The following is a 12,374-nucleotide window of genomic DNA, read 5'->3' on the forward strand; positions in this document are numbered from 1 at the left end:
GCTGAGGTAGCGTGCTGCCGCATGTTGCGAACCCGAGGACCAGGCGGGGCGGCGACCAGGACGTACTCCTCATCGGCGAGCGGCATCGAGTCCAGAGCGCGGGCGCCGGGAGCTGGAGTGCATCCGCTACGCGATCCTCCCCCACTGCCTTAAGGGCGTGGGCGGTACTTTCATCGCCGAGGCGTGAGAGGAGTCCGACGGTGGCCGAAGACCTGTCCGCAGTGGCGCGCTTCCTGTACGAGGCGGGGACGTTGAAGCAGACCAAGCGCACCGGCTGGTGGATGGCCGGCGTACGCGACCCGGAGTCGGTGGCAGAGCACTCCTGGCGTACCGCTCTGCTTGCGACGATCATCGCGAAGCTCGAAGGCGCCGATCCCGCGCGGGCCGCGTACCTCGCGGTGTGGCACGACTCCCAGGAGACGCGGACCGGTGACGTGAACCACCTCGGAAAGAAGTACGCCACCGAGGCGGACCCCCAGGCGGTCACTGCCGACCAGGTCGCCGGCATGCCCGAGATCCTGGCCTCGGCCGTGCGGGAACTCGTCGCCGAATATGAGGCGAAGGAATCCGCCGAGGCGATCTGCGCCCGGGATGCCGACAAACTGGAGTGCATGATCCAGGGCATCGAGTACAAGGCCCAGGGCTACGAGAACGCGCAGCGCTGGATCGACAACAGCCGCAGCCGGCTCACCACCAAGTCGGCAAATGAACTCGCCGACGCGGTGCTCGCGACCGGGTCCCTGGACTGGCTCCGCACTGCACTCGGCGAGAGACAGAGCTGACCTACGCCATGACCGACAGCACCGCCCGCGTCCGCGAACTCAACCTCTACCGCCAGTACTTCGACCTCGTCGCCGCGGGCACCAAGACCATCGAGGTGCGGGTGAAATACCCGCACCTCGCCGACCTCGCCGCAGGCGACGTCATCCGCTTCCGCATCAAGGGCACCGACGAGACCTGCGAGGTCAAGGTCAAACGGGTCACCGAGTACCCCGACTTCGAGACCCTGCTCGACGGCGAGGGACCGGTCAACGTCAACCCGACCGCCACCCGCGACCAACAGCTCGCCGACATCCGCGCCATCTACCCGCCCGAGAAGGAAGCCCTCGGCGCTCTCGCTATCGAAATCGAAGGCGCCACGCCGTAAGCGCGAGTGCGGAGCTCGATGGTGGAACACCCCGCGGAGCTCCATGACGCGGGCGCGGAAGACGTCACCCCAACGAGCGACGGGCTCCCAGAAGCATCTGACCGTTCGGGCCCGCCCGGTGTCGGCAGGTGTGGGCTATCGCAGGGCCGCCGCCACCAGCCCGCGGATCTCCTGGGACGACACGCTTCCCCCGTTGACCAGGCGGTCGAAGACCAGCCCGTCCACGCAGGTCAGCAGCGTGACGGTACGGTCCTCGGCGTCATTGTCTGCGACGCCTTGTGCAACCAGGAAGGCGCGTACGACTTGGCGCCCTGCGTTCTCGCGCGGCACGAGGATCTCCCGCAGCTCGGGGTGGTGCACGCTCTCGAGGGCGCACGCGTAGCGCGCGAGGGAGCGCCGACGGCCGTCTCCCGTGAGCCGGTGCTCGATGAAGGCGGCGATTCCGGCTGCCAGTTCCTCGGCGTTCCGCGGCACGGGTGTCTGCTCTCCGATCGCCTGTAGTTCTGCCTGGTCGAGGGCGACCAGACGCCGGACCAGCGCGGTGAGCAGTGCCTGGCGGGTGCGGTAGTAGGCGGACGTGGTGCCGACTGACAGATGTGCTGCCCGGTCCACCGCGCGATGGGTCAGCCCTCGGATTCCGGTCTCGGCGAGCACGTCGATGGCCGCATCGGCGAGGACGGTACGTCGGTCTGTAGGCATCCCTCTTTTCTACACCTGTAGAGGAGCGAGGTACTCTCCTTCTACACCTGTAGAAGGATTACGGCAGGGCGGACGAGGGAGGCCGGCGGTATGGGTGGCAGCGCGGTGGTCGTGGGCGGAGGCATCGGCGGGCTGGCTGCCGCGATCGGCCTGCGCCTGGTCGGCTGGGAGGTGACGGTTGTCGAACGCGCCCCCGTCCTGACCGATGCGGGTGCGGGTATCTCCCTGCACGCCAACGGCGTCCGGGCCCTGGACGTCCTCGGCGTGGGCGAGGCGGTGCGCGCGGCTGCCCGGCCGCAGTACACCGGGGGCACCCGTGTCCCCGGTGGCGGCTGGCTGGCCCGGATGGACGGGACCACTCTTGAGCGCAAGCTGGGCACGCCGATCGTCGGTATCCCCCGGGCCACGCTGCACCACCTGCTGCGTACGGCACTGCCGTCCGAGTGCCTGGTGGACGGGGCCGACGTGACGTCCGTCGACCCCTCCCGTCCGAGCCGGTTGCGGATACCGCTCGGGGACGCCGCCCTGGAGGCAGACGTGATCGTGGCCGCCGACGGAGTGGGCAGCCGGCTGCGCGCCCAACTGTTCCCCCAGCACCCCGGCCCGGCCTACAGCGGGTCGACCGTATTGCGCGCCATCACCGAGCGCCCGGTCGAGTTGGACACCGACTTCGAACTGACCTGGGGCGAGGGCGCCGAATTCGGCCACATCGCGTTCGCCGACGGCCGGGCCGAGTGGCACGCGGTGCTCAACTCGCCGCCCGGGGTGCGGCATACGGACGCCCTTGCCGCGATGCACCGACGGTTCGGCACCTGGCACGATCCGATCCCCGCGCTGCTGGAGGCGACCCGACCGGACGCGGTCCTGCACCACGACATCCACGAACTGGCAACGCCCTTGCCCACCTTCACCGCGGGCCGGATCGTCCTGCTCGGTGACGCGGCCCACGCCATGACCCCGAACCTCGGCCAGGGCGCCTGCCAGGCACTGGAGGATGCGGTCGTGCTGGCCGCCGCACTCACCACCGAGCCCACCGTCGAATCGGCGCTGGCTCGTTACGACGCCGAACGCCGCCCGCGCACCCAGTCCGTCGCCCGCGCCGCCCGCCAGGCCGGCCGGATGGGCCAGCAGTTGACGCACCCCCTGGCCGTCGCCGCACGCAACACCGCTCTCCGGCTGGCCCCCTCCCGCGCAACCGTCCACACCATCCTGCGGCATGCCGACTGGACACCACCGGGCCTGGGCTGACGGCCCCGGGCCCGCTCCAGGCCCGGCACACCCGCACCCCTGAATCACCGCTGCCCCTGCAATCTGGGTGGCGGCGGACTTCGGGGCAGCGCCGGAGGGCGGGGTGGGCGGCATGCGGCGTGAGCCTTCTTGGACGGTCAGCCGACGAGGTTCGACACCCTCCGGGCCGCCCGCAGATAGTCGAGTACCAGCGGGCGGTGGTCGTCGGCGCGGGCGGCGAGGGCGAGTCTGCTGGGTGACAGGCCGTGGACCGGGCGGGTGACGACTCCGCCCAGGCTGATCAGGGGCGCGTTCCCGGCCGCGACCAGGCAGACGCCGCGGCCGTCCACCAGTGCCTCGTACGTCTCGTCCGTGCTCGCGATCTCGGCTCCGATACGCGGCGGGCCGCCGGGCCGTTCGTCGAGGGCGAGCCAGTACTCGCGCAGCACGCCGGTGCTCTTCGGCAGGGCGAGGAACGGCTCGTCCAGCAGATCGGCGAAGTCGACGGACTCGCGCACCGCGAGGGGGTGCGTCTGGGGCAGGGCCACCAGGCGCGGCTCCTCGGCGACCACGACGTACGTATAACGGTCGGGGGCGGGGACCGGCAGCCATACGTACGCGACGTCGACCGAGCCGTCCGCGAGCCCGGCGGTCGCGTCCTCCCAGCCGATCTGCCGCAGTCGCACGGTGGCTTCCGGGCACGCTTCGGTGAACCGGGAGCGGATGGCCGGAAGCAGGCCGCCCCGCGCGGGGCTGGTACTCATGCCCACGACGAGGACAGCGGCCTGCTCGGCCTTGGCCCGCTCCATCGCGTCCCGGGCCTCCTCCCAGTCGGCGAGGACCCGACGGGCGTACGGCAACAGCGCCGCGCCCACCGGCGTCAGCCGTACTCTCGTCCTGTCCCGCTCGAACAGCGGCGCTCCCAACTGCCGCTCCAGCGACCTGACTTGCTTGCTCAGGGCGGGCTGCGAGACGTACAACCGCTCGGCGGCCCGCGTGAAGTGCAGCTCCTCCGCGACCGCCACGAAGTACCTCAGATCCCTGCCGTGCACGTCCATAACCAACGGTTATCACGACAGGTCTTGGACGGGCGACCGGGTGCGCGGACAGGCTTGTCGGCACAGGGAGTTGACGAGCGAGGAGTCCGAGATGAGCAAGGTATGGCTGGTGACCGGGGCGAACAGCGGATTCGGGCGGGCGATCACCGAGGCGGCGGTCGCGGCGGGCGACGTCGTGGTGGCGACGGCGCGCCGTCCGGCCACGCTGGACGACCTGGTCGCGGCGCATCCCGACCAGGTGGAGGCGGTGGCCCTGGACGTGACCGACGCGGCGGGGATCGAAACGACCGTACGGGACGTGGTGGAGCGGCACGGGCGGGTCGACGTGCTGGTCAACAACGCGGGCCGCAGCCACGTCGGCGCCTTCGAGGAGACCACGGACACCGAACTGCGGGACCTCTTCGACGTGCACGTCTTCGGCCCCGCCGCCCTGGTCCGCGCCGTGCTGCCGCACATGCGCGACCGCCGCTCCGGGGCGATCGTGCAGCTGAGCAGCATGGGCGGGCAGATGTCCTTCGCCGGCTTCTCCGCGTACAGCGGGACGAAGTTCGCGCTTGAGGGCATGTCGGAGGCGCTGGCGGACGAGGTGCGGCCGTACGGCATCAAGGTGCTGATCGTCGAACCGGGTGCCTTCCGTACGGGTCTGTTCGGCAACATCAGCACGAGTGCGGAACTCGACGCGTACGCCGAGACGGTGGGGCCGACGCGGAAGATGGTCGCCTCCAGTGACGGCAGCCAGCCCGGCGATCCGGCGAAGGCGGCGGCTGCGATCCTCGCGGCGCTGAACGCCGAGCAGACTCCGCTACGGCTCCCCCTGGGCGACGACGCCGTAGATGCGGTGGTCGGGCATCTCGATGGGGTACGGGGGGAGATCGCGGCCTGGGAGAAGGTGACTCGGGCTACGGCGTTCAGCGAGTGAGGGTTGACGGGCTCAGGCGATGACCGCGGTGGCCTCCACCTCGACCAGATGCTCCGGTACGTCCAGTGCCGCGACGCCGATCAGCGTGGCCGGCGCCACCGGAGTGACGCCGAGCCTTGCCGAGGCCCGGTCGATCCCCTCCAGGAGCTGGGGCATCTTGTCGGGGGTCCAGTCGACGACGTAGACGGTCAGCTTCGCCACGTCGGCGAAGGTCGCGCCGGCCTCGGTCAGGGCGGTGCCGACGTTGAGGTAGGCCCGCTCGACCTGAGCGGTGAGGTCACCTTCACCGACCGTGACCCCATCGGCATCCCAGGCGACCTGCCCGGCGAGGTAGACCAGCTTCGAACCGGTCGCGATCGACACCTGCCGGTAGACCGGGATCTCCGGAAGACCGCTGGGGTTGAGCAGTTTGATGGCCATGGTGTCGGCCTCCTTGTCATGAGAATCCGAGAGCTCGTGCTCTCTTGTGGTTACTCAGAAACCATAGGAGAGTGAACGCTGACATGGAAGAACGCACTTTTCGGTGACTGGGGAACCAAATGGAGACCAAGCAGTTCACGGGCTCACCCGAGGACGCGGATCTGGCGCGCGCGGACTCTCTGGCGCGGGAGATCTTCTCGGACGTCGCCAACAAGTGGGCGCTTCTGATCATCGAGTTCCTCGGTGACCGCACCCTGCGCTTCAGCGAGTTGCGGAACGAGGTCGAGGGCATCAGCCACAAGATGCTCACCCAGAACCTGCGCATGCTGGAGCGCAACGGACTGATCGAGCGGCGCGTGCACCCCACCGTGCCGCCACGGGTCGAGTACACGCTCACCGAGGCAGGCCAAGGCCTACGAGCGACGATCGACGGAATGTGCGCCTGGACCCGCCACTACCTCGCCCACATCGAGGCCTCCCGCCGCAGCTTCGACGCCTGAGGGCCCCCTGAGAACGGCCGGTCCGAAGCGAGTGCGAGCGACCGTCCCCCGAACGTCCACGGGGCGTAGGGCCGACCGGTCGTAACCTCAACTCGCCCTGAGCGCCCCAGAGATCGACGCGATCGCCTCCGGCCCCACCCGGCAGCACCCGCCGATCAGCCGCGCACCGGCCGCCTCCCAGCCGCGTACCTGCTCGGTCGCGAAGGTAGAGCGGCCCGCCCAGGCGCGGGCTTGGGCATCCCAGGTCTCGCCGCTGTTGGGGTAGACGACGACCGGCTTGCCGGTGACACGGGCTGCGGTCTCGATCGCGCCGTCCACGTCCTCGGGGGCGCAGCAGTTCACGCCGACCGCGATCACCTCGTCCACGTCGGCGGCCAGGGCGAACGCCTCCTCCAGGGGCTGCCCGGCGCGGGTGCGGTCGCCGGCCACGCTGTACGTCAGCCAGGCCGGCACCCCGAGCCCGCGCACCGCCCGCAGCATCGCCTCGGCCTCGACGGCGTCCGGCACCGTCTCCAGCGCCAGGACGTCCGGCTCGACGTCTGCCAGTACCTCCATGCGGGGCCGGTGGAAGGCCTCCAGTTCGGTCACGCTCAGGCCGTACCGGCCGCGGTACTCGGAGCCGTCCGCGAGCATCGCGCCGTACGGTCCGACCGAGGCCGCCACATACAGCGGCCGCGTGATGCCCTTGGCGCGCGCCTCCTGGGTCGCGTCCAGGGCCAAGTCGACGCTCAGGCCCATGAGTTCGGCCGCCCGCTCCCGCTTGATCCCGCGCTTCGCGAAGCCCTCGAAGGTGGCCTGGTAGCTGGCGGTGATCGCGACGTTCGCACCCGCTTCGAAGTACGCCAGGTGCGCCTCGGTGATCGCCTCGGGCCGCTCCGCGAGCAGCCGCGCCGACCAGAGTTCGTCGCTCAGATCGTGCCCGGCGGACTCCAGCTGGTTGGACATGCCGCCGTCGAGCACGAGCGTCCCCGCGGCGAGGGCGTCGACGAGGAGAGAAGACGAGGAGAGGGCGTCGCTGGTCATGCAACGACGCTAACCGAAGAGGACACAAACCCCCCTGCGTGTCCAGTACATGAACAGATCGACCACCATGTGGGATCGGGGGTTACGATCACGACATCCCCTCCCCCTCTCCCGTGGACGCCCCATGCCTGCCGCAGACACCACCGACGCCGCCGAGCCCGTACCGCCGTCGCCGACCGACGAGACCCCGGCGTCCATACGTCCCAAGGGCTTCGGTCTCGCCGCCGCCACCGCCCTCGTCATGGGGAACATCATCGGCGGCGGCATCTTCGCCCTGCCCGCCACCGTCGCCCCGTACGGCACGGTCAGTCTGCTCGCGTTCCTCATCCTGTCCGTGGGCGCGGTGCTGCTCGCGCTGCTCTTCGGGAAGCTCGCACGCCGCAGTCCCGTCACCGGCGGGCTGTACGTGTACCCGCGCGACGCGTTCGGCGAGTTCGCCGGCTTCCTGTCGGCGTGGTCGTACTGGACGATGACCTGGGTCAGCATCGCGGCGCTCGCCGTCGCGACCGTCGGTTACGCCGATGTGCTGCTGCCGCTGGGCGACGACAAGGTGCTGCAGGCGGCGGTGGCGCTGGCCGCGCTGTGGCTGCCCGCAGCCGCGAACTTCGCAGGCACCCGCTGGGTCGGCGGTGTGCAGATCGTCTCGACGATCCTGAAGTTCGTACCGCTGCTCCTCGTCGCCACCGTCGGCCTCTTCTTCATCGACACCGACAACTTCGGCCCCTTCAACGCCTCCGGCGACAGCGTGCCCGGCGCTCTCGCCGCCTCCGCCGCGCTGCTCCTCTACAGCTTCCTCGGCGTCGAGTCGGCCGCGATGAGCGCGGGCGAGGTCCGCGACCCGGAGCGCACGGTGGGCCGCGCTAGCGTGCTGGGCACGCTGGGCTCCGCGCTCGTGTATCTGCTCGGCATGGTCGCGGTCTTCGGCCTCGTACCGCACGGTGAACTCGCCGAGTCCGGGGCGCCGTTCGCCGACGCCGTGGACGCGATGGCCGGCGGTCACTGGGGCGGCACGCTCATCGCCGCCGTCGCCGTCGCCTCGATGGTCGGCTGCCTCAACGGCTGGATCCTGATGAGCGCCCAGATGCCGTACGCTGCCGCGCGCGACGGGCTCTTCCCCGCGGCCTTCGCACGCGTCGGCAAGGGCGGAATCCCCGGCTTCGGCGTGCTGGCCTGCGCGGTCCTCGGCACGCTGCTGATCGGCCTCAACTACACGGCTGGCCCGGACACCACGTTCCGCGTCCTCGTCCTCATCACGACGTTCACCGGGTGCGTGCCGTACCTGCTGTCGGCGGCTGCGCAGTTGTACTGGCTCGCGCAGGGCAGCCGCGAGCGGGTACGTCCTGCGGGGCTGGCCCGCGATCTGATCGTGGCGTTTCTGTCCTTCGCGTTCTCGTTCTGGCTGATCGCGGGGGCGGGGTATGCGGCGGTTTATCAGGGGGTGTTGTTCTTGTTCGCGGGGATTCCGGTGTACGTGTGGATGCGGGGGCGCTCCGCTGGGGGTGCGGTTTGAAGGTGCGGGTACGTTGTGAGTGGTCGCGTAGTTTTCCCCAGTCCCGCCCCTTCCCGGCTGTAACAATTTGCGGCTCCGCCACGTGGGGGGCTGCGCCCCAGACCCCGCCAGGGGGTGGTGGGTGACACTTCGTGTCGCGGCTGCGGGTTCGTCGTGGCTTGTCGCGCAGTTCCCCGCGCCCCTAAAGGCAAAAGCCTGCGACTGCCCGCACCCCGACGAGCAAGCGACCCGAAATAGTTCGCGCCCCGGAAGGCGCCCGCGCCCGAGCAGCCCTCGGCCGGGAAGGCGCCCGCGCCCGAGCAGCCCGTGCCCGGAAGGCGCCTGCGCCCCGAGCAAGCCCGCGGTCCGGAAAGCCCGCCCGGAGGGAGCCCGCACCCCCACGGCCCCGCAGCCGCCCACGGCGGCAAGGGGACGGGGCGGGGGTGTGCGCCCGCAGCGGCCGGCGCGCCAACACCGGCACCCCCTACCAGCCAACAGCAACGCGCGCCGGTCCGAGGACGGACACCCCCGACGCGGCCCCGCACCCACCACCCACCCAAGCGGCGCGAGGCTGTGACATATGCGGCTCCCCCGCGTGGCCGCGACCAGCCACGACGAACCGTCAGCCGCCCAACCGCCGGAGGCACCCCGCGTGTGCGCCCAGCCACAACGGACCGTCAGTCGACAACGAACCGAACTCACCCTCCCAGTAGGCGCCGTAATCTGCATGAGTGACCACCGACCTGACCCTTCTGCCGCGCGTCGCCTATCGCGGGCAGGAGGTCACCGCGCCCCGACTCCGTGGTCTACTCGCGCTGCTCGCGGACGACCTACGCACAGGCTGCAGCACCGAGCGGCTGGTGGACGGGCTGTGGCTGCCGGACGAGTTGCCGGAGCGGCCAGCGAAGGCGCTGCAGGTCCTCGTGTCCAGGGCGCGGATGCTGCTCGGCACCGACGCCGTCGTCAGCACGCCGACCGGATACCGGCTGACCCTCGCCGAAGACCAGGTCGACAGCTCCGCCCTGCTGCTGCACGCCGCCGCGAGCGCGGAACGAGCCAGGGCGGGGGACCACGCGGGAGCGCTGGCCGCCGCCGAGGCCGGGCTCGCGCTATGGGAGGGCACCCCTGGCGCGAGCGGTGACGCCGACGACCCCGTCACCGCGTTACGTGCCGAACGCGCCCCCGTCCACGGCACACTCGTACGCGCACGGGCGCTCGCGCTCGCCCGCCTCGGGCGGCACGCGGAGGCCGCCGGGTCGCTGGCCGAGGCCGCCGCGGAGCATCCGCGCGATGAGGAAGTGCTCGCCGAGCTGCTGCGCGTCGAGGCGGCAACAGCGGGCCCGTCCGCCGCGCTGACGCGCTACGAGTCGTACCGCCGTGAGCTGCGCGAGACGCTCGGCACATATCCGGGCGATCAACTCAGGGCCGTACAGCAGGAGTTGTTGCGGGGCGAGCCGCCCACGGCCCGGCACGGCGTGCCGCACGAGCCGAACCCGCTCCTCGGCCGCGACGAGGACATCGCGGCGGTGCAGCGGCTGCTGCACACCTCCCGCGCCGTCACCGTCGTCGGCCCCGGAGGGCTGGGCAAGACCCGGCTCGCGCACGCCGTCAGCCGCCGGGCCGAACAGCGCGTGGTGTACTTCGTGCCGCTCGCCGGCGTCACCGCGGACGAGGACGTGGCGGCGGAGGTGGCCTCCGCGCTCGGGGCGGGCGAGAGGCGGCACGGCGCCATGAGCGGCTACGCCGATTCCGCCGACCCGGTGTCCGGCATCCTCGGCGTGCTCGGCTCCGGGCCCGCGCTGCTGGTCCTCGACAACTGCGAGCAGGTCATCCGGGGCGCCGCCGACCTCGTACGGACCCTGGTCTCGTCCTCGAAGGATCTACGGGTACTCGCCACCAGCCGGGCTCCTCTGGGTCTCACCTCGGAGGCGGTGTACGCGCTGCCGGAGCTCGAACTCGGCACCTCCATCGAGCTGTTCACGCAACGCGCCCGCGCCGCCCGGCCCGGCGTGGAGCTGCCGCCGGACTCGGTGGCCGAGCTGTGCCGCCACCTGGACGGGCTGCCGCTCGCCGTGGAGTTGGCCGCGGCGCGGGTGCGGGTGCTGTCGGTGTCGGAGGTCGCCCGCCGACTCGGCGACCGGTTCGCGCTGCTGCGCGGCGGGGCGCGGGACGTGCCGGAGCGCCATCGCACGCTGCACGCGGTCGTGGAGTGGAGCTGGAATCTGCTGGAGGAGGACGCCAGGGCGGCCATGCGCACGCTGTCCGTCTTCCCCGGCGGCTTCACCGGTGAGGCGGCGGAGCACGTGCTGGGCGAGGACGCGCTGTTCCTGCTGGAGCAGTTGGCCGATCAGTCGCTGCTCACCGTCGCCGACACGTCAACCGGGGTGCGGTTCCGGATGCTGGAGACCGTACGGGAGTTCAGCGCGGCCCGGCGTACGGAGGCGGGCGAGGACGAGGAGGCCGTCGACCGGTTCCTCGCCTGGGCGCGGGACTTCGGGGTCGTGTACCACGACTGGTTCTTCGGCCCGCATCCGCTGGCCACCTCGGAGCGGATCAGGGCCGAGCAGGACAACCTCGTACTGGCCCTGCGGCACGCCCTGGCCCGTACGGACGGTCCCACCATCGCCGCCCTCGCAGCCGTCCTCACCGGCCTGTGGTCCATCGGCTCCGACTACGCCCGCCTCGCCAACCTCGCCGCGGACACCGGCCCGCCGCTGTCGCACTACTACCCGGAGCCCGAGTACGTCGAAGTCGCCCGCGCCGCCGCGGTGATGTGCGCGGCGAGCCTGTTCATGGGCTACGGCCCGGTCGCCGTACGCCAGCTCGTCACCCTCCGGCGGCTGCCCCCGGCCCCGCCGGACACGCTGTTGCGCGCGACGGCGGTGGTGCTGAGCGCGATTCCCGAGATGCGGCCTCCCGACTACGAAGTGCTGCGGAAGCTCTGCGACAGCGAGCAGCCGCTGCTCGCCGGCATCGCCGAGTGCGTCGCCACCTACGTCTGGGAGTACGAGCACGACATCGACCGCGCGCTCGCCTCGGCCCGCCGGATCGTCGTCTCACTGGCGCCGATCGACAACCCGTTCCTGCATGTCATGGGCCACGCCCGGCTGGGCGAGCTGTGCTTGAAGACGGCGCAGGGCGAGGCCGCGTACGAGCACCTCAAGGCGGTGCTCAACGCGCTACCGCGGCTCGGCGGCGCGCAGGACTTCATCGGCGTCCGCTGGGGCCTCGCCCTCGCCTGCCTGCAGCGCGGCGAACCCGGCGAGGCCGAGTACTGGCTGCGGCAGGCGGAAGACGCCAACTCCCTGCAGAACGAGGACTTCTCCGACCTCGGCGGCCGTGCCGAGATCGCGCTCGCGCGCGGGCTGACGGAGGTCGGGCTCGGCTTGTGGCGCACTGCCGCGGAGCAGATGGCCGAGTTCGGTTCGACGCACAGCGGCGACCCGTTCCTCGACCGGTGGGCGCTGCAGATCCAGTCGGTGGCCGTGACGGCGCACGCGCACGCCGGCCGCGTCGAGCTGGTCGCGGGGCCGGTCGACCGGCTGCGGCAAGGGCTGCGGACCCTGCTCTCCGGTCCATCCGGCTCACCCACGGATCTCCATCTGTTCGGAACGGTGCTCCACGCGCTCGGCATGGCGGGGCTCGCCTCCGGCGACACGAGTGCCGTACGGATGATCGCGTTGGCCGAACGGCTGCGGGTGCTGCGCGAGTTCCAGCCGACAATGTCGGCGGACCGCGCCCGGAAGGCGGCCCAGGACGCCGACGGGGCGGCGTACGCCGACGTGGTGTCGGAGTACGCCGCCCTGGGGCGGGACGAGTTGCGGGAGGCGGCTCGGGCTGTCATGACGGTGAGTTCGGGTCGGGGCTGAGCAATGCCGTTGCCGTGGCGGCG

Annotated in this window: 11 protein-coding genes; 7 read left to right on the forward strand and 4 right to left on the reverse strand. The window is 71.3% G+C overall.

Annotation, left to right across the window (positions count from 1 at the left end; genetic code table 11):
* The first annotated feature begins 200 nt into the window (after positions 1-200).
* Both OHT21_RS09810 and OHT21_RS09815 read left to right on the forward strand, forming a co-directional pair.
* Positions 201-782 (forward strand): HD domain-containing protein, encoded by a 582-nt coding sequence (locus tag OHT21_RS09810; RefSeq protein ID WP_328767870.1) that lies wholly within the window; start codon positions 201-203, stop codon positions 780-782.
* A gap of 8 nt (positions 783-790) precedes the next feature.
* Positions 791-1,147: an ASCH domain-containing protein gene (locus OHT21_RS09815; RefSeq protein ID WP_328767871.1), complete on the forward strand. Its 357-nt coding sequence runs from the start codon at positions 791-793 to the stop codon at positions 1,145-1,147.
* Positions 1,148-1,282: 135 nt separating this feature from the next.
* Here OHT21_RS09815 and OHT21_RS09820 read toward each other — a convergent pair whose 3' ends face one another.
* Entirely contained in the window at positions 1,283-1,846 is a 564-nt protein-coding gene (locus OHT21_RS09820) for a TetR/AcrR family transcriptional regulator (RefSeq protein ID WP_328767872.1), read from the reverse strand.
* A gap of 90 nt (positions 1,847-1,936) precedes the next feature.
* Between OHT21_RS09820 and OHT21_RS09825 the strand changes: the two genes are divergently transcribed.
* The gene (locus OHT21_RS09825) at positions 1,937-3,094 is read left to right on the forward strand and encodes an FAD-dependent monooxygenase (RefSeq protein WP_328767873.1); all 1,158 of its coding nucleotides are present in this window, start codon (positions 1,937-1,939) and stop codon (positions 3,092-3,094) included.
* A gap of 137 nt (positions 3,095-3,231) precedes the next feature.
* Here OHT21_RS09825 and OHT21_RS09830 read toward each other — a convergent pair whose 3' ends face one another.
* Positions 3,232-4,131 carry a LysR substrate-binding domain-containing protein gene (locus OHT21_RS09830; protein ID WP_328767874.1) on the reverse strand — a complete coding sequence of 300 codons (900 nt, stop codon included), beginning with the start codon at positions 4,129-4,131 and terminating at the stop codon, positions 3,232-3,234.
* Between the two features lie 91 nt (positions 4,132-4,222).
* Between OHT21_RS09830 and OHT21_RS09835 the strand changes: the two genes are divergently transcribed.
* A complete protein-coding gene (locus tag OHT21_RS09835) occupies positions 4,223-5,050 on the forward strand; it encodes an oxidoreductase (RefSeq protein WP_328767875.1) in 828 nt (275 codons plus the stop codon).
* A gap of 12 nt (positions 5,051-5,062) precedes the next feature.
* Here the strand turns inward: OHT21_RS09835 and OHT21_RS09840 are convergent, their stop codons facing one another.
* Positions 5,063-5,470, reverse strand: coding sequence for a RidA family protein (locus OHT21_RS09840; RefSeq protein ID WP_328767876.1), 408 nt, complete (start codon positions 5,468-5,470; stop codon positions 5,063-5,065).
* A gap of 119 nt (positions 5,471-5,589) precedes the next feature.
* Here OHT21_RS09840 and OHT21_RS09845 point away from each other — a divergent pair, with 119 nt between their 5' ends.
* Complete coding sequence (locus OHT21_RS09845) at positions 5,590-5,970, forward strand: winged helix-turn-helix transcriptional regulator (RefSeq protein WP_328767877.1); 381 nt, start codon at positions 5,590-5,592, stop codon at positions 5,968-5,970.
* An 87-nt stretch (positions 5,971-6,057) separates the two neighbouring features.
* Here OHT21_RS09845 and mmuM read toward each other — a convergent pair whose 3' ends face one another.
* On the reverse strand, positions 6,058-6,993 hold the full coding sequence (gene mmuM, locus OHT21_RS09850) for a homocysteine S-methyltransferase (protein ID WP_328767878.1): 936 nt from the start codon (positions 6,991-6,993) through the stop codon (positions 6,058-6,060).
* Between the two features lie 124 nt (positions 6,994-7,117).
* On the opposite strand from mmuM, the gene OHT21_RS09855 reads away from it, so the two are divergent.
* A complete protein-coding gene (locus tag OHT21_RS09855; protein WP_328767879.1) occupies positions 7,118-8,503 on the forward strand; it encodes an amino acid permease in 1,386 nt (461 codons plus the stop codon).
* Between the two features lie 710 nt (positions 8,504-9,213).
* On the forward strand, positions 9,214-12,351 hold the full coding sequence (locus OHT21_RS09860; protein WP_328767880.1) for an ATP-binding protein: 3,138 nt from the start codon (positions 9,214-9,216) through the stop codon (positions 12,349-12,351).
* Positions 12,352-12,374: the final 23 nt, after the last annotated feature.

It is taken from the genome of Streptomyces sp. NBC_00286 (assembly GCF_036173125.1).
Lineage (GTDB): Bacteria > Actinomycetota > Actinomycetes > Streptomycetales > Streptomycetaceae > Streptomyces.